Raw genomic sequence first — 22,695 nt, forward strand, 5'->3', positions numbered from 1 at the left:
GTCACCCATAGCGTCAAAGTCACCACCCCCGACGCCGAGGTCCAGCGATGCACACACACGCCACCACCCACCGGATCAAAGCACTCGCCGCAGCCCTCGGCGCCAGCGCCGCACTCTGGTTCGGCGCCTACCCCGGCATCGCCTACGCCGACCCCAGCGGCTCCGACAGTTCCAACAGCTCCGACAGGTCCAGCAGCTCAAGCAGTTCCAGCGATTCAGACCACTCCGGATCGAGTGACTCCGGCTCGAACGGCTCTGACAACGATGCCGGTTCCGACGATTCGACAGCTGGCAGCACCACCGACTCGTCCTCCGACAACTCCAGCGATGACAACTCCAGCGGCAACGATTCCAGCACCGACGACACCGGCACCGACAACTCCGGCCCGGTCGATGCCGACAACAATTCCGGCACAGATGAGTCGGCAACCAACGAATCAGCCACAGACGGTTCAGCGGGTGCCGAATCGACCGCAACCAACGAGAGCACGACGACCGAGACCACGCCCACACCCGAGAGCACCGTCGAACTGATCCACCCCGGCTTTTCCGGAGAGCTCAGGTTGTGAGTGCCCCCTCCGGATTGAGGGTGCGCATGTGATCGTAATGGAGTCGCTCAGCGTGGTCGGGGGTGAGGTCGTCGCAGTAACTGTGTGGGCGTTCACGGTTGTAGAACGCCACCCATTCGGCCGTGCCCAGTGACAGTTCGGTCGCGCCGTGAAATCGCGGCTGGTTGTCGACGAGTTCGTTCTTGTAGTCAGAGTTCACCGACTCCGCGAGCGCGTTGTCGTAGCTATCCCCAACGCTGCCAATAGAAGCCGCGATGCCTTCCTCGGCCAACCGCTGCCCGAACACAATCGCTGTGTACTGCGATCCCGCGTCTGAATGGTGTATGAGTCTCGTTAAATCAACTACACCGCAACGCTTTCGGTTGTCTATCGCGTTGTTGATGGCATCGGTAACCAGGTTCACTGTCATTTCCGAGGCCACTTTCCAGCCGACAATCTTGCGGGCGAACACATCGATGACGAACGCCGTGTACGCCCACCCCGACTTGGTGCGGCAGTAGGTAAAATCGGCTACCCACAACCGATTTGGTGCCGCAGCATAGAACTGTCTGTCGACCAGATCCGCCGGCCGCGACGCTGCCGCATCAGGGATGGTCGTACGCACTCGCTTCTTCTTACTCGCGCCATGCCATCCCATCTCCCGCATCACTCGTTCAACAGTGCATCGAGCAACATCAATACCACTGCTGCGCAATACTATCCATGTCTTGCGTGAACCCAGAACCCGCATCAGCGGTCGCTTCCGGCGCAAAGCGAAGATCGCATCGATGACCTGCGCATCGGCGAACATGCGGGCGCTCGGCCCGCGGTTGATGTGATCATAGTAAGTGGACGGGGCGATGTGGATACCATGCTCGCAGAGCACGGCGCACATCGAATCGACGCCCCAGACAAGGCCATCCGCACCCACCTGGTGTCCCTGGTGAGTGCGGATGAACTCCACAATTAGCGGTGTGGCCGGTCGATCTCGGCCGCGAAGAAAGCCGACGCCGCCTTCAGGATCCCGTTCGCTCGTTTGAGCTCGGCCACCTCGCGCTTGAGTCGTCGAATCTCCTCGCTATCGGCCTTGGCTGGCGCGCTGGCGGCGCCCGACGGCGCCTTGCGCACCCACTGGCGAACCGTCTCCGCCGAGCCGACTCCGAGCAAATCCGCAGTCTTGCCCATCGCCGCCCACTCGGTGGACCCCTGAGCCACCAACTGCTCGACCATGTCCACCGCGTCGCGCTTCAACTCATCCGAGTATCGCTTCGATCCTGCCACTGCCATAGGTTTCATTCTCCCTTGAGACGAACCCTCCGGAAACACCGGGACGGATCACCTACACCTACACCCCCAACCCCGACTACGCCCACCAACTCGCCGCCGACCCCACCCTGCCCACCACAGACACCTTCACCATCACCGCCACCGACGCCCACACCCACAGCGCCACAACACAAACCGGCAACACCACCACCATCACCGTCCCCATCACCGCCCACAACCAGGCACCCACGGCGTCGTCCACCATCACCGGCAGCACAGCTCCGAGTTCCTGGTCGGTAGGGCTCGGCAACCTCGACTCCAGTTACGATCCGGCCAAGTCCCAGGGGATGGCGTCGTCGCCTGACGGTCGATACCTCTACATCGCCAGCGGCAACGACTCCAACACCGTCCTGTTGGTCGACACCACCACCCACACAGTGACGCAGCAGATCGCCGTGGCCAGCAATCCCACCGCCGTGGCAATCAGCCCGGACGGCTCGCGCGTCTACGCCACCAACTACAACGACAACACGGTCTCGGTGATCGACACGAGCACCAATTCGGTTGTCACCACCATCCCGGTGGGTACACGACCGGTATCGGTGGCGGTGAGCCCGGACGGTTCCACCGTTTACGTTGCCAACGAGGACGACAACACGGTGTCGGTGATCGACGCCGGGACCGCGACGGTGACACAGAACATCATTGTTTTCGCTCCCAGTTCACTGGTGCTGAGCCCGACGGGCGACCAACTGTACGTGGTCGACTCCGACATGGAGGGCGTCGTCGCAATCGACACCGAATCCAACACCATCGTCGACTTCTACTCGGTCCCACGACCGTCGACGGTGCCGGTCATCAGTCCCGACGGCCGATGCGTCTATGTGGGCAGCCGGGCGTCGAACACCGTGTACGCCATCGACACGCAGACCAATGAGATTGCCGAGTACGAGGTCACTGCCGTCCCGGATGCGCTCGCGCTCAGCCGCGACGGGACTGTCGTCGGTCAGATCGAAACCTGCTGCCGCATAGATTTGTTCGACCTGGCTCAGCGGGTCTTCGACGAGGTCCTCGTAGCGCACATCGACAAAGACGTCGGGCCGAGCAGCACGAACGTCGAGCGCACGATTCACCATGTCGGCATTGCGTTTCAGCCAATGCCGGGCCACCGCCGGTGCGTCGACGTGATCGGAGAACATCGAGTGCCCGTGTGCGAGCATGCTGGAGAACGACGCCGTGGTGCGCAGCGGATCGCGATGAGTTTGCACGATGACGGCGCCGGGGAACACGTCGAGCAAGGTATCCAGATGTTCGAGGTGCGCTGGTGTTTTCAAAACCCAGAGGCGGCGCGGATTCTGCGACTGCAAGATCTGCAGCAGCGTCTTCAGATAAGCGTACGATCCGTGCATATCCTGCCTGCTCAGCCAGTCCGCGTACGACGGAACGCTCAGCATCGCCTCGGGAACCTGCGACAGCAACGAATACTCCTGCAGCAGAACATCTTCCTCCGGGCCGTCCGCCTCGACGGCGTGGATGGCGAAGAACTGTGGGTTCAAGTATCGCAGCGCGAGTTCGGCCATTCTGGTCTGCGCGATACGCAGCGTTGGCTTGCCGGCCCGTTCGAGGTGTTTCGGGAGGAGGTGCAGGACCTCCCACGACCCCACCGATCGCATGTCGGGGTCGGCGGCGATGAGCCTGTGCAACATGGTCGTACCGCTGCGCTGCAGTCCGGCGATCACGATCGGCGGTTCGATCGGCAGATCGGTGATCTCTGGATGATCATGGAGGAGCTGGCCGACGCGCAGACGCGTCGACAGGATGCGTGCATTCGCGCCCGGATGACCAGTGCACCAAAGGTACTGAGATTCGCCTCGTCGATGATGGAACCACACAGCACCTCCAGCGCCTCGTCGGTCTGCAGATCTGCGGCCCACGGTAGACCGGTGGCTCGGACGGCGCCGCGTCGTAGCCGGTCCGCGCTCAGGTCGGGGGCGATCCCGCGCTGCGACAACGTCGCACCCACCCGATTGGTCAGCGCGACGGCACGTCTCCGATACGGGACGAATCCGTTTTCCGCACTTGTCATTCCAGATCCGCGAGTTCGTCGAATCGCACCACCCGGGTACGTGGCTGTGGATGGTCCTGCGCCCGACTCACCGGAATGACATTGCGCCACAGTCATGCCCGGTGGTCTCGATCCAGTTGGGCAGTCCCGGGTCGCGGTGAGCGACGACGATCCGGACCGAGCCGTCTGGCCGATACCGCGCGGTGTGCTTGTTGACGTGGACGGTGTGGTAGCGGTAGTCGAGCGACTCGAGCCAGTGATTGTCGAGCTGAAAGTTCCAGCCGTCACATTCGGGTATCTCGCTGTCGATCACGAGCGCCTCGTCGGGACCGAGCCGCCAATAGCTCTGGTAGTAGATGATGTTCGGATCGCCACCGGCCTTGGTGGAACGTTCCGGATCGAACATCGGCAACTCGTTGGTGTGCTGCTGAAAGTCTCTGGCCCACTTTGCGAAGAGCATCGACGCGCCGGCCACCAACAGGCTCGCCCGCCCGAGGCCCGCGTCCAGGGTGCAGCGGTCAGCGGTTTCGGCGCCGCATTCCCGCCGAGCACCTCGATGTGTAGGTCCGCGGGCACCTCGGTGGTGCGATCGGCGAAGGTCTGCCGGACGATCACCAGCCCCGTCTCCGGTGTCATCGGCAGCCAGTTGCCGGGATGCTCGGTGGCACTGAGGATTAGCTCGAAGGTGCCGTCGGGTGCGATCTCGAGATCGTCCGCCTCCACGTATCCGGTGGTCGGCATCTGACCGCCCTCGCCGTAGTTGCCCTCCTGGGTGCCGAAGCCGAGGTAATCCACGGTGCCGCGTGTTCCGGAGATGCGGTACTCGAGGGTGCCGTCGATGTTGGCGTTCATGTAGTAGTTGTCCGGGTTGTCGGACCCCAGCTTCACCGTCTCGTGCACCATCCGACGCAGGACCGGTGCGTGCGGATCGGCGCATTCCACAAACGCCTCGAGGCCGGCCCTGGTCAGCCGGCTCAGGTAGCGGTAGCCCTCGGCCTGGGTGAGCGGATCGGTCGGCGTACCGGGGAAGACCATGGCGGCCCCCGCCGATTTGAGCGTGTCGCAGAACTCTTCCCACGCCTGCCCGCTGGCCACGCGCTGTTCGGCGACGCTGTCCGGGGTCTGGCCTCGCAGCTTGAGGTAGGCCACCCGCGCGCGCTTGAACTGCCCCAGCGCCGACACCGCAATCGTTCGTCCGTTCATCGTCCGCCCTTCCCTGGCACGTCTTCCATGATCGGTGAGATCACGCGCCGTTGTCCGGGGTTCGCCCATCACGCCACGCCGGACGCGGGGACTACCCTCGACGCTGTGAGTGCGCGCGCGGGAATCATCGTCACCGGTACCGAGGTGTTGTCCGGCCGGATCACCGATAAGAACGGGCCGTGGGTTTCGGCCCGGCTGCTCGAACTCGGCGTCGACGTCGCACACATCACCATCTGCGGCGACCGGCCCGACGACCTGACCGCCCAGCTCGATTTTCTCACCGCGCAGGGTGTGGACCTCATCGTCACGACCGGGGGTCTCGGTCCGACCGCCGACGACCTCACCGTCGCGGTGGTCGCCGATTTCGCCGGCCTCGCTCTGCACGCCGATCCCGCGCTCGAGGCCCGTATCGGTGAGCGCGTCCGCGACTGGCAGAAGCGGTCGGGTGCGGTGTCCGATGAGGCCGCGACACGCGCCGGAATCCACAAGCAGGCCCTGGTACCCGAAGGTGCGCAACCCATTCCACCGGTGGGTACCGCGCCGGGCGTCGCGATCGGGGCCGGTGCACGCGACGGCCGGGTCCCGGCGATCCTGATCCTGCCCGGGCCGCCACGCGAACTACAGGGCATGTGGCGCGACGCCCTCGCCTTCCCCGCCGTCGTCGACGCCCTGTCCGGGCGCGGCGATTATCGGCAGGAGACCATCCGCGCCTATGGCCTGCGCGAGGCCGAGCTCGCCGCCACCCTGCGCGACGCCCAGAACAGCGTCGACGTCTTCGACGACCTGGAGATCACCACGTGCATGCGTGGCGGTGAGGTGGAGATCGTCACCCGGTTCGAGACCGCTGCGCAGCCCGCGTACTCCGAGCTGTCCGATGTCCTGCGGGCCGCTCATGGCCGCCAGATCTTCTCGACCGATGGCTCGACGCTCGGCGATCTCGTCGCCGGCGCGCTGACCGGCCGTCGGATCGCGACCGCCGAGTCCTGCACCGGCGGTCTCGTCGCGGCCCGCCTCACCGACCGGGCCGGATCCTCGGCGTATGTGATGGGCGGGGTGGTCTCCTACGCCAATGACGTGAAGACCGGGTTACTCGACGTCCCGGCGGAGATGATCGCCGAGCACGGCGCCGTCAGCGAGCCGGTGGCCGCCGCAATGGCCGACGGCGCACTCCGTCGACTCGACACCGACACCGCGGTCTCGACCACCGGAATCGCCGGACCTGACGGTGGAAGTCCGGAAAAGCCGGTTGGCACGGTCTGTTTCGGGATCGCTGTCGCAGGCCGGCCGACCGCGACATTCACTCGCCGATTCCCCGGCGACCGGACGACCGTGCGGGCACTCGCGACCACGGCCGCGCTGCATCTCCTCCTCGACGCCCTGAGCTGACCCGCCCCGACGTTGATCGTGCAGGTGAACACGTCCACCGTGCACCGACCCGCGCCCGGCAATACCCACTGAACGCGTTCGGGCGCACGATCAACGGATTTGGGCGCACGATCAACGCGCAACAGCACGTCCGACGGCGTCGAACCGTGGTGGCCAGATACCCCCCTAGGGTATATGGTGGAGTCATGTCCATACCTCACCACACACATCCCGAGGGACATACCGACATCGAAACGACTGCCGGACCTGCGGGTTCTCCCGATCACATGACACATTCGGACCATGGCGGCCACGCCGGGCATGCCGATCACGTCGCCGTCTTCCGGCGACTGTTCTGGATCATGACGGCGCTCGCGGTGCCCGTCGTGCTGACCAGCGAAATGTTCGCGCACCTCGTCGGCTATCACCTACCAGCGCTCGGGTGGCTGCCCTGGGTCTCGCCGATCCTGGGCACCGTCATGTACGTGTGGGGCGGGCGCCCGTTCCTGACCGGTGCCGTCGATGAGATCCGGCGCCGCCAACCGGGCATGATGCTGCTGATCGCCCTTGCGATCACCGTCGCCTTCCTCGCCTCCTGGGGCGCCACGCTCGACGTTCTCGCCGATGAGCTCGATTTCTGGTGGGAACTGGCCCTGCTGGTGGTCATCATGCTGCTCGGCCACTGGATCGAGATGCGGTCGCTGGCCCGCACCACGTCAGCGCTGGATTCGCTGGCCACACTGCTCCCCGACACCGCGGAACGCGTCGACGGCGATCGCGTCGAGGTGGTGGCGCCGAGCGATCTGAGGGTGGATGACGTGGTCGTCGTCCGTCCGGGCGCAGCGGTGCCGGCCGACGGAACCATCATCGAGGGGTCATCGGGTGTCGACGAGTCGATGGTGACCGGCGAATCCCGGGCCGTGCACCGGGGTCCTGGCGATCGGGTGGTGGCCGGTACGGTCGCCACCGACTCCGGCCTTCGAGTGCGGGTGACGGCCACCGGCGACGACACCGCGCTGGCCGGCATCGCGCGCCTGGTCTCCGACGCACAGACCAGTTCCACTCGGGCACAACGGATCGCCGATGTCGCCGCAGGCTGGTTGTTCTGGTTCGCCTTGAGCGCCGCCGTCATCACGGCCATCGTCTGGACCGTCGTCGGCATGCCCGACGACGCGGTGATCCGGGCCATCACAGTGCTGGTCATCGCCTGCCCGCACGCCCTCGGCCTCGCCATCCCGCTCGTGGTCGCCATCGCAACCGAACGCGCCGCCCGAGGCGGCGTACTGATCAAGGACCGGCTCGCATTGGAGACCATGCGAACCGTGGACACGGTGCTCTTCGACAAGACCGGCACCCTCACCGAGGGCGCCCCGACGGTCATCGCCGTCGAAGGCACGGCCGGTCACAACGCCGACGAGGTGCTCGCCGTCGCCGCTGCCGCCGAGGCCGACAGCGAACATCCACTCGCACAGGCCATCACCCGGGCCGCGACCGAGCGCGATCTCGACGTCCCGGCCGCGGCCGGCTTCTCGTCCTCACCCGCTGTGGGCGTCACCGCGACCGTGGCCGGACGAACGATCCGCGTCGGCGGACCACACCTGCTCACCGAGCGCGATGTCCCCGAGCTACCCATCGCCGAGAGCTGGCGCGGCGACGGCGCCACCATCCTGCACGTCCTCGATGGCGACGAGGTGATCGGTGCGCTCGAGCTCGCCGACGCCGTTCGGCCGGAATCCCGCGAGGCGATCGACGCCCTGCACGACCGGGGTGTCGAGGTGGTCATGATCACCGGCGATGCCGAAGCCGTGGCCGAGTCGGTGGCCGCCGAGCTGGGCATCGACCGCGTCTACGCGGGGGTCCGGCCGGCGGACAAGGAAGCCAAGGTCGCCGAACTCCAGCAGGAAGGCCGACGGGTCGCGATGGTCGGCGATGGTGTCAACGACGCACCCGGACTCGCGCGGGCCGACGTCGGCATCGCGATCGGCGCGGGAACCGATGTCGCCATCGCGTCGGCGGGCGTCATCCTGGCGTCCTCGGACCCCCGTTCGGTGCTGTCTTTGATCGAACTCTCACACGCCGCGTTCCGGAAAATGAAGCAGAACCTCTGGTGGGCAGCCGGTTACAACCTCGTATCGGTGCCGCTGGCGGCCGGCGTCCTCGCGCCGATCGGCTTCATCCTCCCGATGAGCGTAGGCGCCATCCTCATGTCGGTCTCGACGCTGGTGGTCGCGGCGAATGCGCAATTGCTTCGGCGACTTGACCTCTCGCCTGAGCACGTCGTTGAGCGAGATGGCCACGGCCGACGGGCTGGATGAGCCGCGAGGCGGATGCGGACATCGTTGACGCACTGGTGGTTTCGATACGCCTCCGCCAGCGCTCCGGCTACTCAACCAGCAGAAGAAGGGGCGACACCCGCGGAAGCAACCAGCAGGAGGATCGACCCCGGCGGCCGATCAGTCCAGCGGTCCCGTCGGAAGCTCCCGTCGCACGAGTTTGCCGGTGGGGTTGCGCGGGAGTTCGTCGACGAAGACGATGTCGCGCGGGACCTTGTAGCGGGCGAGATGTGACTTCACATGCTGCTTGAGATCTTCGACGGCGGGGTTCGCCTCGGGCTGGGCAACAATGAAGGCGCGCAACCGATGTCCGAACTCTTCGTCGTCGACGCCGACCACCGCCACGTCGGCGACGTCGGGGTGTTCGGCGAGGAGATTCTCCACCTCGAGGGGATAGACGTTCTCGCCGCCGGAGACGATCATGTCGTCGTCGCGGCCCTCGATGAACCACAGTCCGTTCTCGTCGACGCGGGCCATGTCACCGCTGGACATGTAGCCGTCGATGATCTGCTTGTTGCGACCGTCGGTGTACCCCTCGAAGGGAGCACCGTTACGGACGAAGAGGCGGCCGCGCACGTTGGTGCCGGTGATGCGCTGGTCGTTCTCGTCGAACAGGGCAAGGCGACTGGTGATCGGCGGACGTCCGACGGTCCCGGGGGCCTGCCGCAGCTCGTGGGGCTGCGCGATCGCCGCGATGGCGACCTCGGTGGAACCGTACATGTTGTAGAGCACGTCGCCGAAGGCGTCCTGCACTCGCTCCGACAGTGTCGGCGACAGTGCGGAGCCGGCGATGACGATGATCTTCAGTGCCGAGACATCGTATTTGGCAAGAACTTCCGGACCCAGCGCGAGCATCCGGTGCAGCATGGTCGGTACGGCCACCAGCACCTCGGCACGATGCTCGGCGAGCGCGGCGAGGGTCTTCTCGGCGTCGAAGCGCCGCATCACCACTGTCTGGTTGCCCAGCGCGGTCCCGACGCCCCAGACGGCGAAGCCGGTGGAGTGGAAGATCGGCGAGACGATCACCATCGAGCCACGCTGCGGCAGCGGCACCCGGTCCAGCAGCAGGGCGCTGGTGAACGGTGACACCTTGGAACGCTGCGCCCCCTTGGGCAGTCCGGTGGTTCCGCTGGTCAGGATCACGAAACCGCCGAAGGATTCCGGGGTCGGCGGCATCGAGGTGTCACCGGTGGCGATCACGTCGTCGAGCGTGTCGACACCGTCGGGGACCGGACGATCGCCGTCGACCCAGGTGAGGATGCGCGGCATGTCGGGCAGGCCTTCGAGGAGATCGGTGAACTCCTCGTCGTAGAGCATCGCGCGGACCTTCTCGCGCTCGGCGACCTCCACGAACTGGGTCTTGCCGAACCCGGTGTTCATCATCGCGAGCCGGTAGCCGGCGCGGCCGGCGGCCGACAGCGCCATGATCAGGCCGCGGTGGTCCCGGGCCAGCACGCCGATCACCGATCCGGGTTGCACTCCGGCCGCGAGCAGCGAATTGGCCAGCGCGTTGCTCTGCCGGTCCATCTCCCCGAAGGTCACGGTCCCGCGCTCATCGGTCACACACGGCGCATCCGGGTACTCCTCGGCGCCGTGGACGATGACCGTCGACGCCGGTCCGATGACCTTGGAGCGTTTGACCGCCTTGAGCAGCTCGCCCGGTTTCGTCACGTCGATCGCACCGGAGCGGTGCAGTACCCGGGCCGCGCCGACGGCGTCGGACACCATCTCCAGAGCGTTGCTGACAGAAGCCATGGTCGGCCACCCCTCGTTTTCAGAGAACGCGCGTTGTCTGATGCCAATGTAGGGCGATGATGTCACACCGGCCGGCGGTTCTCCGAAATCGGTGCCGCGCGCGGCACCCCTATGGTTGGGGAGTGCACGCATTCGCCGACTGGCTCGTCGATGTCGTCGGCTCGGTGCCGTCGTGGGCCGTTTATCTGGTGGCGTGCGGAGTCGTCTTCGCCGAGACGGCGACGCTGATCCTCGGCCTCATCCTCCCCAGTGAGGCGGTCCTGCTGGCGGCCGGCGTCGCCGCGGCCGTCGGATCGACGCAGATCGCCGCACTGATCGTCGCGGTCTGTGTGGCCGCCGTCGCCGGCGATCTCACCGGATATCGGGTGGGCCGCACGTCCGGGCACCGTCTGATGTCGTCGCGGATCGGCCGCCGGTTCGGCGAGGAACGCTGGGCGCACGCCGCCGAGCGCATCAACGCCGACGGCATGATCGCCGTCGCCTCCGGCCGCTGGATCGGTTACGTCCGCACCGTGGTCCCGCCGGTCGCGGGTACGACGCGGATGCACCTGACCCGCTTCGTCGTCGCCGACGTCATCGGCGCGACCAGCTGGGCGACGACCGTTTTGCTGGTCGGCTACTTCGCCGGGGCCGCGCTGGCCACCACCGTGCTGTTCTATCTCGCGGCGGCGATCGCGGTGACGGCCGGGCTCTACTACCTCTTCCGCTGGTGGCGTTCCCGACGGGTCGCCACCTCGGACGCCGACGAGCTCACCCGAGACTGAACGGCTTGCCGTAGAGGAACACCACCTGCATGAGGTAATCGGTCTGCGCGCCGACCTTGACATAGGACCGGGCCTGCGCGTAACCCGCACAGCCGTTGATCATCATGGTCTGATTCTTGTACAGCAGGGTCCCCTCGCCGTTGGCGAAGCTGATCGCACTGGTGTGGGCCGCCGCGCCGAAGTCGTCGGCATACCCGTAGTCGTTGACGACGTAGTTCGCGGTCTGGCCCGGTCCGATCGTGACGCCACCACCGACTTGTCCAGTGGCAGTGGCACTTTCCGGGTTGTATTCGGCCGCGGTACCGGAGCCGGTGCCGTTGGCCTTGGCACCCAGCGTCAGCTGGCAGCCGACGATGTATCCGGCCCCGATCTTGAAGCGCGCCTTCTTGTCCGAGGTCTTCACGTGATAGCGCGCCGATACCCAGGCGTTGCGATGCAACGGTGTGCCGCCCATCGACGGACTGATCCGTGCCTTCTCCGCGGTGCGGCTGATGGTGAGTTTGGTGCCGTCCTTCAACGTCTTCACGATGTTCTGGCTCGGCAGCGTGACGGTGGTGTCCGCGTGGGCTGGTGTACCCACGATCATCGGAAGAGTCACTGCCGCAGCCGATGCGGCCAGCGCGGCGCGGATTCGCCGCGACCGCGGGCGGATGGTCAGGGGATTGCGCAGGGTCATCGAAACCTCTTGTCAGACGGTGGGAATGGGACGGCGAGTACGGATCAGCCGATGGAGAAGGGCTTGCCGTAGAGACTCACCTTCTGGTGCACCTTTCCGGTGGTCTCAACCGTGGTGAACGCGCGTGCCTGTGCGTATCCGCCACAGTTCTGCACTGCGAGCTGGGTACGGTCGTAGCCGACGTAATAGGTGCCGGCCTTCTCGGCGTTCTTCGATACCAGCAGAACGAACTTCACCTCGCCGGCCGACAGCGGGACGTCGACCGTTCCGGTGACCGTCGGCGCCGACGGTGTCAGTGCGCCGGAGAGCCCGCCCTTGAGGCCTTCGATGTTCACCTGGCAGCCGACGATGTATCCGGACGAAAGAGTCGCTGCCGCACCGCTGTTGATGGTGCCGTTACTGCCCGGCATGGCGTCCTCACCGGCTGGGTCCTGCTCGGGCCCACCCTTGGCCGGCTCGAGTTTCGGCGCGCGCAGCGTGATGTCCGCCGACACCCATGCGGTACGCGACGCACCGTTGGCCGCCAAGGAGGGTGAGATCTGCGCGTGCTCGTTGGTCCGCGTGACGGTGAAACCCTCACCACGGGCGACGTGGATGCGGCGAGTTCGCCGGAGGGAACGGCCTCGGTCGGCGATGTCGCCGCACGACTCGGCATGTCACCCGATCGCACGCAACAATGGCTTCGCCGAACGGGTTTCACCGTACTCGGCGAATACGTCGTCACCTCGGCGTCGTCCACCGCCGACCTGGTGGCCGCAGTTCTGTCCATCGCCGACCGGCCCTTGAGCCTGGATGACATCGTCGCCGCGATGGGCGCGGAACGTCGGGCGGCGTCGAGTGTGCGCAACGCGCTGGTCTCCGACAACCGTATCGTCAAGACAGACCGCGCCCGGTATGGCCTCGCGCGATGGGGAGGGCCACCGTATCTGCCGGTACACCGGCAGATCGCGCAGATCGTCGACGAGGCCGGCGGCAGCGTGGCATTGAGCGAGGTCATCGAGACGATACGGTCCCGCTACGACGTCACCGAGACGAGCATCCGCGCCTACGCGGCCGCGGGTGAGTTCCGGACCGAGAACGACATCGTGTCCCGACGCGATCGCCCCCAGCGATCACGCAGAACCCCGACCCGCACCCGGGGCCTGTACCGAGAGGGTGACACCGTGCATTGGTCGACGACCATCACGACAGCGCACCTCAAGGGCTCGGGGTTCGGCATCCCGAGTGCACTTGCCGACATTCTCGGGGTGGGCCCGGATGCCCCGAGGACGCTCGAAACCCGTTACGGGAAACAGCCATTCACGTGGGCTTCGGTGCAAGCGCGGTCTGGCAGCATCAAGCGATTCGTCACCGAGCTTCTGGGGAATGATGGTCGGTGTGATCGTCGACATGCCTGAGGAGTTCTTCGACTTCCTCGACCGTCTGGAGGCCAAGGCCACCGGCGGTGATGCGCAGTCGACGCGGGTGCTGGCCCATGTGGTGGCGGCGCTGGCGGATCTTGCGGCGTTGCAGGGCCCGCCGACACGGGAGACCCCGAGTCTCAAACGGGTGCGTCAGTCGGGCCAGTATCCCCGCACACGAGCCACTCGTCGACGATCTCCACACGCGTCGACGCGGCCGCGACGACCCACCACACCGGGATGTCGGAGCCGGGCAGCACCATACCGGTGGACGGGAGCTCATCGATCAGATCCTCGATGGCGATCACCGGCGTCGCCAGCCCCACCATCTCATCGTGCAACCCACGAAGATGCGCTGTGGTGTCGACGTTTTCGCGCAACCGGGCGCGCAGTTGACGCTCGATCTGGGCGACCCGCTCTCGGGAGATGCCCAGCATCGCGGCCAGTTCGGACTGCCGGCGCGGTCGCAACGCGAGGATACGATCCTCCAGGATGAGCCGATCACGCGCATCGAGCGATCCGATGACATCCGCGACCGCCTCGAGACCGTCCGCGATCATCGGAATCGGTGCGGCGACGGCCATCACGAGGGCACCGACCAGCTCACCGACCGTCGTGGTTCCGATACGCGGCAGACCCAGCAGCGCGGTGCAGGTGCGGTCGAGGACTTCGGTGAGCGTGTCGATCCCGGTGGCATGCAGCGCCGCGCGCACCGGTTGCGCTACGTCGAGGGCGGTGACCGGCAGATCACCCGCGACAGTGGGGAAATCATCACGCAGGACCCGCTTGGATCGGTCCCGCACATACCGTTCGGAGATTCGTCGTCGGAATGCGCCGGTGTTGCTCGCCGTCAGCGTCTGCGCCGGCGACGAATCCATCCACACATTCACGAAGATCTCGTCGTCGGCGAGGATGGGAGGTCCGGTGCGGTACTCGGAGAGCCAGGGCAGCAGTTCCGACCAGGGACGATTCGAGAGTCGGGCACCGTCGGCGCGCATATCGGAGGTCATCGTTCAACAGCCGGGCTGCTGGTTCGGTGACATCGATCGGTTCCCTGGTGGTGCGTCGTGAGGTGCCCCGCGGCGGGCGACGAGTCACCAGACTACCCGGCCCGATGGCCGCGACCGGACCGCAGTAGCGTCGAACGCACAACCCCGCTCACCCCAGGAGTGACCTGTGACCCACGAACTGCGCCCTCGTCGAACCACCCTCGCCGTCCCGGCGTCGAGCACCAAGATGATCGACAAGGCACGCACCCTGGGCACCGACGAGTTCTTTCTCGACCTCGAAGACGCATGCGCACCGGAGAAGAAGCCGGAGGGACGCAAGAACATCGTCGCCGCGCTCGCCGACGGCGACTGGCAGGCGAAGATCCGCGCCGTGCGCGTGAACGACTGGACCACACCGTGGACCTACACGGATGTGATCGAAGTGGTCAGCGGGGTGGGACAGGAGGTCGACGCGATCATCCTGCCCAAGGTGAACGACCCGAATCAGGTTGCTGCGCTCGATCTTCTGCTGACCCAGATCGAGCGGACCGAAGGATTGCCGGTGGGCCGGATCGGCATCGAGGCCCAGATCGAGGACGCGGCCGGGCTCATCAAGATCTACGAGATCGCCCAGGCCTCACCGCGTCTGGAGACCCTCATCTTCGGGCCGGGCGACTTCATGGCGAGCATCAACATGCGCTCGCTGGTCGTCGGCGCGCAGCCCCCGGGCTATGAGATCGCCGACGCGTTCCATCACATCCACATGTCGATCCTGATGGCCTGCCGCGCAAACAACCTGCAGGCGATCGACGGGCCGTGGGCCCAGATCCGCGATCTCGACGGATTACGGCGCAGCGCAACGCAGGTCGCGGCGCTCGGCTTCGATGGCAAGTGGGTGCTGCATCCCGATCAGATCGAACCGACCAACGAGATCTTCACACCGAGTCAGCAGGACTACGACCACGCCGAGAACATTCTCGACGCCTACGCCTGGCACACCTCGGCCGCGGGTGGCGGCCGAGGTGCGGCGATGCTCGACGACGAGATGATCGACGAGGCGTCGCGCAAGCTGGCGCTTGTCGTCGCCGCCAAGGGTCGGGCGGCCGGACTCGACCGCGCCGAGGTGTGGTCGGCGCCGACGGACTGACGGACTGACGCCGTCAGTAGTAGTGCGCTCGACCGCCGACAGCACGGCCGGTGGCCCCGAGAATCGCCAGGATGACACCGATCACCACGAGGATGATGCCGATCGTCCAGAGGATCGGGATGCTGAAGATAAATCCGAGGATCAAGCAGATGATTCCGAGAATGATCACGACTGAGCCCCTCTCGCCATAGTTGGAAGACGGCACTCGACGCTGCTGCAAGTACTTCCCAACCCTACGTGCCCAGAGCGCCGTCATGGCTGATTCGCCGGCTTTGCTCGGGGAGTCGAGACCCCTCATTCATCGCCGCGTGACCCATACACTCTGTGCGTGGACATCTCCCTCGACGGTTTGCGCACGTTACGTGCGGTCCTCGAGTACGGCACCTTCGAGGCGGCCGCCGCCGAACTCCACGTCACGCCGTCCGCGGTCAGCCAGCGAATCAAGGCCATGGAGGTCTCGGTCGGGCGTGTCCTGGTGCATCGCACCAAACCCGCCACCCCCACCAGCGACGGCGAGGTCCTCGTCCGACTCGCCGAACAGTGGGAACTGCTCAGCGCCGAGGCCCGGCTGGAACTCGTCGGCGACGACGGGACCGGGTCACCGCCGCGGCTGATCCACCTGCCCATCGCCGGCAACTCCGACTCCCTGGCCACCTGGCTGCTACCGGCGCTGGCCCGCATCCACCGCGAGCACCCCGTCGTCGTCGAGGTGCTGCGCGACGACGAATCCCGCAACAGTGACTTTCTCCGATCGGGAGAAGTGTTGGGCGCCATCACCTCTGACCCGGTCGCGATTCGCGGCTGCACTGTGGTGCCGCTCGGTTCGATGCGCTATCTGCCGGTCGCGACGCCGCATTTTCTGGACACCTGGATGCCCGACGGAGCCGACGAGGACAGCCTGTCGCGTGCACCGATGGTGTCCTACGACCGTAACGACCACATCCAGCGAGAAGCGTTGGGCCGGTTCTCGTCTCACATCTCCGAACCGCCCACCGTGTACATCCCGGCGTCCGGCGAATACCACCGCGCCGTCGAACTGGGCATGGGCTGGGGTCTGGTGCCCACCGCCCAGATCACCGACGCCCTGACCACCGGACGCGTCGTCCGCTTCCTCGACGCCGACGTCGACGTGCCACTGTTCTGGCAGTACTGGAAACTCAGTTCCCCGCTTCTGGACGCAGTCACACAGATCATCGTCGACGCGGCGCGCACCGAACTGCTGCCGGCGCACCCCTGACTGGTTGGTCGGTCACTCCGGGGCCACCTCGATCACCACGCGCCCGCGGATCTGACCGGCCAGAATCTTCTCGGCCAGCGCGGGCACGTCGTCGAAGCCGGCCGTCACCGCGATCGCACGCAGGTCATCGACGCTCAGCGCATCATCGAGCCGCGACCATGCCGCCCGGCGCAGCTCGATGGGTGCGTTGACCGAGTCGACGCCCAGCAGCGCGACGTTGCGCAGGATGAACGGCATCACCGTGGTCGACAGTCCGGCACCACCGGCGAGTCCGCAGGAGGCGACGGCCCCGGAGTAGCGGATCTGCGGCAGCACGTTGGCCAGTGTCGCCCCGCCCACGCTGTCGACGGCACCGGCCCAGCGTTCCTTCGCCAACGGCCGAGGCTCGCCGGTGAGGGTGTCACGCTCGATGATCTCGGTGGCGCCGAGATCACGCAGGTACTGATGTTCGTCGGCGCTGCCGGTGGAGGCGTGGACCTCGTAGCCCAGCCGCGACAGCAGCAGCACCGCGAAACTCCCGACGCCTCCGGTGGCGCCGGTGACCAGGACGGGCCCCTGTTCGGGCGTGACGCCGGCCTGTTCGAGCCGCAGCACGCAGAGCATCGCGGTGAGACCCGCGGTACCGACCGCCATCGAACCCCACAGCCCCAGGCTCGACGGTGCCGGCACCACCGGCGTGGCGTCGACGCGCGCGTACCCGGCGAACCCGCCGTCACGGGTCTCCGACAGGCCGGCGCCGGTGAGCACCACCGCATCACCCGCCGTGAACCCGGAATCCGTAGCGGCGTCGACGACTTCGCCTGCCAGATCGATGCCGCAGGTCAGCGGGAACTGCCGGACCACGCCCGGTTTGCCGAGCACGGCCAGGCCGTCCTTGTAATTGAGCGACGAGTAGCGAACCCGCACCGTCAGGTCCCCCTCGCCGAGGTCGTCGGGTCCGAGCGTGACGAGTTCGGCAGGCTGCTTGGCGGCCGGGGCGCGGTAGGCCGGGAAGGACGGAACGGTGGTCATCGACGACTCCTGACGGATAGGGAACACGAACTGGCGAATGGGCAGCCCGAATTGGTGGCATGGTGCAGGTATGGCTTCAATCGACAACCTCCACGGCGATGCACATGTCGAGCGGTACCTCGAGACCGACGGCGACGAGGGTTTCCACTGGAACGGTACCCAGATCCTGATTCTGTTCACCAAGGGCCGTAAATCCGGGGCCGAGCGCAAGCACGCGCTCATCTTCCGCCCCTGGGGGGAGGATGCCTTCATGGTGGTGGCCTCCAAGGGTGGCACCGACGCACCGCCGGCCTGGTTCCTGAATCTCGAAGAGAACCCCGACGTCGAGGTGCAGGTCAAGGATCAGCGCATCCCGGTGCGTGCGCGGGTCGCCACCGATGACGAGAAGCCGGCGATGTGGGCCAAGATGACCGAGGTGTGGCCCGATTACGACGAGTACCAGAAGAAGACCGACCGCCAGATCCCGGTCGTCGTGCTCGAGCGGGCCTCCTCGCTCAACTGACGAACCGCAACAATCTGACGAACGCCCCGCTGACGGTCGCCGAGCCGAGCCGGCGTTGGACACCGCGGTAGCCTGCCTGCATGTCGAGTCCGCCACCGTTCTCGCCCACGATCATGCTGTTGACGCTGAGTCGGGTGTGGGAGGCGTCGTTGGCCGACGGCCTCACGCCCCTGGGTCTGACCACCCGGAAGTACGGTCTGCTCGGCCATATCAGGGCGACGCCGGGAATCTCGTTCAGCGAGTTGGCCCGTCGCTCGCGCATCTCGGTGCAAAGCGCGCACACCGCGGTGAGTGCGTTCGTGCGGGACGGCCTCGTCGACGATGGGACCGCCCATGCGGGTTCGGCGTCGCAGCTACGGGTAACGCCCCGCGGCGAGTCCGTTCTTGCGAAGGCCGCCGAGGTGGTCGTCCGCCTCGACACCGAGTTTGTCGCTCGCGACCCCGACCTCGTCGCTGTGTTGCGCGACCACATGGAGCGCGCCGTGTCCGACGACCCAACCTTCAGTTAAACTGAAGGTTATGAAGGTTCGTCACTACCTACGCCGTCCACCGACGATCCCTGCCGCCGACGCCCTCGAGCTCGTCGCACAGGGAGCGCTCGTCGTCGACGTCCGGCGCGACTTCGAATGGAATCGGGTACGCATCCCGTCGGCGGTCCACCTACCGCTCGAGGTTCTGCCGCAACGGTGTGTCGAACTCCCCGACGATCGCCTCCTGATCGCCTTCTGCACCGGTGGAATCCGCTCCGCTGGTGTGGCAAATCTGTTGGTGGAGAACGGTTTCGATGCAGTGAACATGAGCGGCGGACTAATCGGCTGGCGTGCCGCCGGGGGATCACTCACGCCATGATGTGACGCCCACGCGCGGGGCTGCTCACAGCCGTCCGAGCAACTCGGCCTTCTTGGCGGTGAACTCCTCGTCGGACAGGATGCCGCGCTGGTGCAGACCCGCAAGCGACTCGATTGCGGCGACGATGGCGTCGGCATCGGACGCGGGAGCCGCCGCCGGTTGTGCGGCCGGGGCCGCCGGCACGGGCTGGGGTTGCGCCATGGGCTGGGGTTCGGGGGCATACAGAGGCTCGGACTCGGCGCGATGTTTGGGCGCGGGCGCCGCCACCGGGGTCTGGGCCACTGTATGGCCGTCGAGTTCGGTCAGGGCGGAGACGTCGAAGGTCCCGAACTGGCTGGTGAAATTCAGGGAGCCCGACGCGCCGCCCTGCTGCTGTTGCACACCGCCGATCTGATGTTCACCGGTATCGAAAACCCTTGTCATACCGCCCGATTCGACGACGAGCCGGCGGGTGGCCGGGAAGATCGCATAGCGTGCACCGTTCTGGGCCCCGGTCGCGCTGGGGACACCGAGGTCGGCGGGCCACCAGTTGCCGGAGGTGAAACCACCGACCTGCCCCGACGCCGCGGGCACCGGCGGGAACACCGCCGTGGTGGCCAACAGTTGCGAGAGTTCGTTGCACAGGGCGTCGACGCGCGCTTTGAGTGCGTTGTCGAACATGTTGCCGACCATGGTCATCCCGCCACGCATCCACTGGCCGGAACCGCCGAGTTCGGGGATGGAGAACTGCGCCATCGTGCCACCACCGTTGTTCACGGCGAACAGCATTGCAAGGACCGCGTCGCGCGACAGTCCGTGGCGCCCGGCGATGTCGGTGATGGCCCGCTCGGCTTCGGGGGTGACCGTGGCCTCCATGAGTTGACTCTTTCGTCGATGCGGGAGTTGCTGAGGCCACCACTATACGAGCGGCGTACTGCTACGAGATCAGGCACTGCTGCGAGATTCGGCGCTCGGCAGACATTCGCCGTCGACAATGGTCCACTGGAGTGAGGTCGGCAAACACGATGATGACAGGGGTGTCGGGTGTCGGAACTGGTGGAGAAGGCAGCCGACAGCACGTGGTTCGAGCGGGCCGCGCGGGCCGGACAGTTCGCCAGTGGTTGCGTACACCTGCTGATCGCCTACATCATCCTCCGACTCGCCTTCGGCGACGCGGGGAATGCCGACCAGTCCGGAGCGCTGGCCATTTTCGCCGACTCCGCCGGTGGCCGGATCGCGTTGTGGGTGGCGGCGGTCGTGTTCGCGGCGCTCGCGTTGTGGCGCCTCACCGAGGCGATCGTCGGGCCGCATCCGAGTGAGGCCGGCGACGAGGATTCCGGGTGGACCGACCGGGCAAAGGCCCTCGGTTTGGTCGCGGTGTATGTGGCGTTCGCCTTCTCCACCGCCCAGTTCGCCCTGGGTCAGGGCAAATCCAGCGGGCAACAGAACGCCGGACTCAGCGCTCGGTTGATGCAGTCCGGTGGCGGGAAGTTCGTGCTCGTGGTGGCGGGACTGGTGATCCTGGCCGTCGGCGGCTACCACATCTTCAAGGGTGCGACGCGCCGCTTCATCGACGACCTCAAGGGTTCACCCAGCCGGCTGGTGGTGGTGGCCGGCGTCGTCGGATACGTCGCCAAGGGTGCGGTGCTGGCGGGCGCGGGAATTCTGGTGATCGTCGCCGCCATCCGCGCTGACCCGTCGAAGGCGACCGGAATCGACGGCGCGGTCAAGACATTGGCCGGACTGCCCGCCGGGCAGATCCTGCTCGTGGTCGCCGCGATCGGAATCGCCACTTACGGTTTCTACTCCTTCGTGATGGCCCGGTACGCGCGCATGTGACCGGCTACCCCTGTTCAGCGTGTGGTGACAACCCGCCCGGGGCATCCGGTGGTGAGCGTCTGCAGCACGAGCCGACCGAACTGTGCGTCACCCGGCTCCTCGGCGTGGGAGACCCCACGCACCCGCGGTACCTTGCACCAGCGGCCGGCGATACCGCCGTCGTTGGAGTCGGCGAGCAATCGGGCCAGAGGCCACCGTCCTTCGATGGTCGATTATGCGGGTGGTCAGGTCAACAGGCGGATGCGTTCCGCGGAACTCTCAGCGGGCTGATCCTCCGGCGGGTCCTGACGCACGCGCCGACGACGTAGGACCGCGCGGATTGCCGCGCGGATCAGGAGGCACAGACCCACCAGCGCACCGACGATAAGGAGTAGGAAGCCGAGTGCGATGGCGGTGAGGGACCACGGCCACGCCGATGTACCCGCGTCGGCGGCATCCGTCGGGTACTGCAGGCTCTTTGCGACCCATCGGGCGGTGGCGCGGTCGTAGTGGGTGGCGATGTCGCGGATCGCACCGTCGAAGGCGAACTCGTCTCGGGTGTGCAGATAGTCGACGTCGGTACCGTCGCGTCGCACGGCGTCGGCGACGTGTTCGTCGGCGGCTACCCGGCCGGGTACCACCACCCGGTCGACGTCCCGCACACCCATCCGACCGCGCGGGATGACGGTCACGCCGTGAACGGTGGTGACCGATTGTCCCGTTGACGAAAGTGTCTGCGGCATGGCGAGATACGAAAGCTCAGTGTAGGGGCGGTAGGCCGACGCGAGTTCGATCTCCCCGACGCCGGAGGTCACCAGCACCCCCATCTCGGGCCGGTTCCATCCGAACGCGGCACTGAGCACCGCGGGCAGATCCGCGGGCCCGGGTGAGAAGACAGGGATATCGAGACCGGCACCGGGACGGTAACCGGGCCAACGGATCTCGTCGGCGACGACGGTCGCGGCGTCGGCGCCCAGGAACCGTTCGGTGAGCCGCAACGCGCCGTCGATGCCGGAGAGGACCCCCGCGGTGCTGATCACACGTCCGTCTTCGACGAAGCGTTTGCCGGCCACCCAGGTGATGCCGGGATACCCGCGGCGCAGCCCGATGAGCTTGAGCCAGTGCGATGTTGCGCTCTTTCCGTCCAGAATGTGTGTCTCGGCGAGGTATTCCGCGCCCACGCACACGCTCATGAAGGTCGCGTGCGTGTTGTCCCGGTACTGCGCGGTCAACCAAGCGGTCACCGGTCCGCGGTGGCCGTGGAGTTGGGGCACCACGATGATCGCGGGTCCGTCGGGGACGGTCGCCGCCAGACTGGCAAAGCTGTGCTGGGGGACCACAGTCAGACCACCCCCCAGCGTGACCGGGCGCGCCGACGGCGCAACCAGATACGTGTTGAAGCCACCGGTCCGCGCGAACACTTCATACGGCGCCAGGGTGTCGGCGACATTCGCGCCGCCCTCCCCCATGACGACGGCCACCGTCGGCTTGCGCGGGTCATAGGCGAGCGCGCCTGCCGATGCCGCGGCTTCGGGCGGTGCCGCCTCGGGCGGTGGATACATCTCGGCCGCGGCATGCCGCATGGACGGAATGCTTGCCGCCACTTCGATTCCCAGCGCCCCTGCCAGGAGCAGCACCGTGCCCACGGCAATGAGGGCGTAGCGGAGAGCGCGTCGGACTCGGGGTTGCGATGTCATGGTCCGACGATGGCGCGCCTGCCGCATCCCGTTCCATACCTCGGAACGGTCATGTCCGAATTATTGGGAAACATGGCTGACAGACATGCCC

General features: G+C 66.5%; 25 protein-coding genes and 1 pseudogene. 12 read left to right on the forward strand and 14 right to left on the reverse strand.

Translation table 11 applies throughout. From position 1 onward, the window contains the following. Positions 1-47: 47 nt before the first annotated feature. Positions 48-569, forward strand: coding sequence for a hypothetical protein (locus GBRO_RS22935; protein ID WP_012836233.1), 522 nt, complete (start codon positions 48-50; stop codon positions 567-569). Here GBRO_RS22935 and GBRO_RS22940 read toward each other — a convergent pair. Beyond that, a protein-coding gene (locus tag GBRO_RS22940; RefSeq protein ID WP_085950389.1) for an IS3 family transposase occupies positions 559-1,829 on the reverse strand; the annotation gives its coding sequence in 2 pieces (ribosomal slippage) (positions 559-1,553 and positions 1,553-1,829; 1,272 coding nt in all). The genes GBRO_RS22935 and GBRO_RS22940 overlap by 11 nt on opposite strands. 82 nt (positions 1,830-1,911) lie before the next feature. Beyond that, positions 1,912-2,124: a hypothetical protein gene (locus tag GBRO_RS22950; protein WP_147290678.1), complete on the reverse strand. Its 213-nt coding sequence runs from the start codon at positions 2,122-2,124 to the stop codon at positions 1,912-1,914. Here GBRO_RS22950 and GBRO_RS27840 point away from each other — a divergent pair. Next, positions 2,078-2,512, forward strand: a pseudogene (locus tag GBRO_RS27840) (YncE family protein); the annotation flags it as partial. The gene GBRO_RS22950 and the pseudogene GBRO_RS27840 sit on opposite strands and share 47 nt — an antisense overlap. Before the next feature lie 24 nt (positions 2,513-2,536). Here the strand turns inward: GBRO_RS27840 and GBRO_RS22955 are convergent. The 4 genes from GBRO_RS22955 to GBRO_RS22960 all read right to left on the reverse strand — a co-directional run bounded on the left by GBRO_RS22955 (position 2,537) and on the right by GBRO_RS22960 (position 5,082). Next, a complete protein-coding gene (locus GBRO_RS22955) occupies positions 2,537-3,520 on the reverse strand; it encodes a sulfotransferase family protein (RefSeq protein ID WP_231140544.1) in 984 nt (327 codons plus the stop codon). A gap of 29 nt (positions 3,521-3,549) precedes the next feature. Further along, entirely contained in the window at positions 3,550-3,900 is a 351-nt protein-coding gene (locus tag GBRO_RS27250; protein WP_223372824.1) for a hypothetical protein, read from the reverse strand. A gap of 67 nt (positions 3,901-3,967) precedes the next feature. Continuing rightward, positions 3,968-4,192 carry a hypothetical protein gene (locus tag GBRO_RS27255; protein ID WP_227892812.1) on the reverse strand — a complete coding sequence of 75 codons (225 nt, stop codon included), beginning with the start codon at positions 4,190-4,192 and terminating at the stop codon, positions 3,968-3,970. Continuing rightward, the gene (locus GBRO_RS22960; protein ID WP_227892813.1) at positions 4,189-5,082 is read right to left on the reverse strand and encodes a hypothetical protein; all 894 of its coding nucleotides are present in this window, start codon (positions 5,080-5,082) and stop codon (positions 4,189-4,191) included. Before GBRO_RS22960 ends, GBRO_RS27255 begins: the two co-directional genes overlap by 4 nt. A 105-nt stretch (positions 5,083-5,187) precedes the next feature. On the opposite strand from GBRO_RS22960, the gene GBRO_RS22965 reads away from it, so the two are divergent. After that, positions 5,188-6,468, forward strand: a complete 1,281-nt coding sequence (locus GBRO_RS22965) for a competence/damage-inducible protein A (protein WP_012836236.1) — start codon at positions 5,188-5,190, stop codon at positions 6,466-6,468. A gap of 266 nt (positions 6,469-6,734) precedes the next feature. Beyond that, a complete protein-coding gene (locus GBRO_RS22970; protein ID WP_370452934.1) occupies positions 6,735-8,762 on the forward strand; it encodes a copper-translocating P-type ATPase in 2,028 nt (675 codons plus the stop codon). Positions 8,763-8,900: 138 nt separating this feature from the next. Here the strand turns inward: GBRO_RS22970 and GBRO_RS22975 are convergent, their stop codons facing one another. Further along, positions 8,901-10,535, reverse strand: coding sequence for an acyl-CoA synthetase (locus tag GBRO_RS22975; RefSeq protein WP_012836238.1), 1,635 nt, complete (start codon positions 10,533-10,535; stop codon positions 8,901-8,903). 122 nt (positions 10,536-10,657) lie between these two features. Here GBRO_RS22975 and GBRO_RS22980 point away from each other — a divergent pair, with 122 nt between their 5' ends. Continuing rightward, positions 10,658-11,299, forward strand: a complete 642-nt coding sequence (locus GBRO_RS22980; RefSeq protein ID WP_012836239.1) for a DedA family protein — start codon at positions 10,658-10,660, stop codon at positions 11,297-11,299. Here the strand turns inward: GBRO_RS22980 and GBRO_RS22985 are convergent. Further along, positions 11,286-11,975 (reverse strand): MspA family porin, encoded by a 690-nt coding sequence (locus GBRO_RS22985; protein WP_012836240.1) that lies wholly within the window; start codon positions 11,973-11,975, stop codon positions 11,286-11,288. The two genes, GBRO_RS22980 and GBRO_RS22985, sit on opposite strands and share 14 nt — an antisense overlap. Before the next feature lie 44 nt (positions 11,976-12,019). Beyond that, positions 12,020-12,502: an MspA family porin gene (locus tag GBRO_RS22990; RefSeq protein ID WP_012836241.1), complete on the reverse strand. Its 483-nt coding sequence runs from the start codon at positions 12,500-12,502 to the stop codon at positions 12,020-12,022. An 18-nt stretch (positions 12,503-12,520) separates the two neighbouring features. Here GBRO_RS22990 and GBRO_RS22995 point away from each other — a divergent pair, with 18 nt between their 5' ends. Next, positions 12,521-13,372: a hypothetical protein gene (locus GBRO_RS22995; protein WP_052298332.1), complete on the forward strand. Its 852-nt coding sequence runs from the start codon at positions 12,521-12,523 to the stop codon at positions 13,370-13,372. A 143-nt stretch (positions 13,373-13,515) separates the two neighbouring features. Here GBRO_RS22995 and GBRO_RS23000 read toward each other — a convergent pair whose 3' ends face one another. After that, positions 13,516-14,385 carry a sigma factor-like helix-turn-helix DNA-binding protein gene (locus tag GBRO_RS23000; RefSeq protein WP_012836243.1) on the reverse strand — a complete coding sequence of 290 codons (870 nt, stop codon included), beginning with the start codon at positions 14,383-14,385 and terminating at the stop codon, positions 13,516-13,518. Between the two features lie 166 nt (positions 14,386-14,551). On the opposite strand from GBRO_RS23000, the gene GBRO_RS23005 reads away from it, so the two are divergent. Next, positions 14,552-15,511, forward strand: coding sequence for an HpcH/HpaI aldolase/citrate lyase family protein (locus tag GBRO_RS23005; RefSeq protein ID WP_012836244.1), 960 nt, complete (start codon positions 14,552-14,554; stop codon positions 15,509-15,511). Positions 15,512-15,524: 13 nt separating this feature from the next. On the opposite strand, the gene GBRO_RS26455 is transcribed toward GBRO_RS23005, so the two are convergent. Next, on the reverse strand, positions 15,525-15,680 hold the full coding sequence (locus tag GBRO_RS26455) for a DUF6131 family protein (protein ID WP_012836245.1): 156 nt from the start codon (positions 15,678-15,680) through the stop codon (positions 15,525-15,527). Between the two features lie 159 nt (positions 15,681-15,839). Between GBRO_RS26455 and GBRO_RS23010 the strand changes: the two genes are divergently transcribed. Further along, the gene (locus tag GBRO_RS23010; RefSeq protein WP_012836246.1) at positions 15,840-16,748 is read left to right on the forward strand and encodes a LysR family transcriptional regulator ArgP; all 909 of its coding nucleotides are present in this window, start codon (positions 15,840-15,842) and stop codon (positions 16,746-16,748) included. Between the two features lie 12 nt (positions 16,749-16,760). On the opposite strand, the gene GBRO_RS23015 is transcribed toward GBRO_RS23010, so the two are convergent. Continuing rightward, complete coding sequence (locus GBRO_RS23015; RefSeq protein WP_012836247.1) at positions 16,761-17,759, reverse strand: MDR family oxidoreductase; 999 nt, start codon at positions 17,757-17,759, stop codon at positions 16,761-16,763. A 70-nt stretch (positions 17,760-17,829) separates the two neighbouring features. On the opposite strand from GBRO_RS23015, the gene GBRO_RS23020 reads away from it, so the two are divergent. The 3 genes from GBRO_RS23020 to GBRO_RS23030 all read left to right on the forward strand — a co-directional run bounded on the left by GBRO_RS23020 (position 17,830) and on the right by GBRO_RS23030 (position 19,110). Further along, positions 17,830-18,261: a nitroreductase family deazaflavin-dependent oxidoreductase gene (locus GBRO_RS23020; RefSeq protein ID WP_012836248.1), complete on the forward strand. Its 432-nt coding sequence runs from the start codon at positions 17,830-17,832 to the stop codon at positions 18,259-18,261. An 80-nt stretch (positions 18,262-18,341) separates the two neighbouring features. Then, on the forward strand, positions 18,342-18,770 hold the full coding sequence (locus tag GBRO_RS23025; protein WP_012836249.1) for a MarR family winged helix-turn-helix transcriptional regulator: 429 nt from the start codon (positions 18,342-18,344) through the stop codon (positions 18,768-18,770). Positions 18,771-18,780: 10 nt separating this feature from the next. Beyond that, positions 18,781-19,110, forward strand: a complete 330-nt coding sequence (locus GBRO_RS23030) for a rhodanese-like domain-containing protein (protein WP_012836250.1) — start codon at positions 18,781-18,783, stop codon at positions 19,108-19,110. A gap of 24 nt (positions 19,111-19,134) precedes the next feature. Here GBRO_RS23030 and GBRO_RS23035 read toward each other — a convergent pair whose 3' ends face one another. Continuing rightward, positions 19,135-19,965, reverse strand: coding sequence for an SHOCT domain-containing protein (locus tag GBRO_RS23035; RefSeq protein ID WP_012836251.1), 831 nt, complete (start codon positions 19,963-19,965; stop codon positions 19,135-19,137). Between the two features lie 168 nt (positions 19,966-20,133). Here GBRO_RS23035 and GBRO_RS23040 point away from each other — a divergent pair, with 168 nt between their 5' ends. After that, positions 20,134-20,928 carry a DUF1206 domain-containing protein gene (locus tag GBRO_RS23040; protein WP_012836252.1) on the forward strand — a complete coding sequence of 265 codons (795 nt, stop codon included), beginning with the start codon at positions 20,134-20,136 and terminating at the stop codon, positions 20,926-20,928. A gap of 224 nt (positions 20,929-21,152) precedes the next feature. On the opposite strand, the gene GBRO_RS23045 is transcribed toward GBRO_RS23040, so the two are convergent. After that, positions 21,153-22,604, reverse strand: coding sequence for a DJ-1/PfpI family protein (locus tag GBRO_RS23045; protein ID WP_083775655.1), 1,452 nt, complete (start codon positions 22,602-22,604; stop codon positions 21,153-21,155). Positions 22,605-22,695: the final 91 nt, after the last annotated feature.

The sequence above is a fragment of the Gordonia bronchialis DSM 43247 genome, from assembly GCF_000024785.1.
GTDB classification, from domain to species: domain Bacteria; phylum Actinomycetota; class Actinomycetes; order Mycobacteriales; family Mycobacteriaceae; genus Gordonia; species Gordonia bronchialis.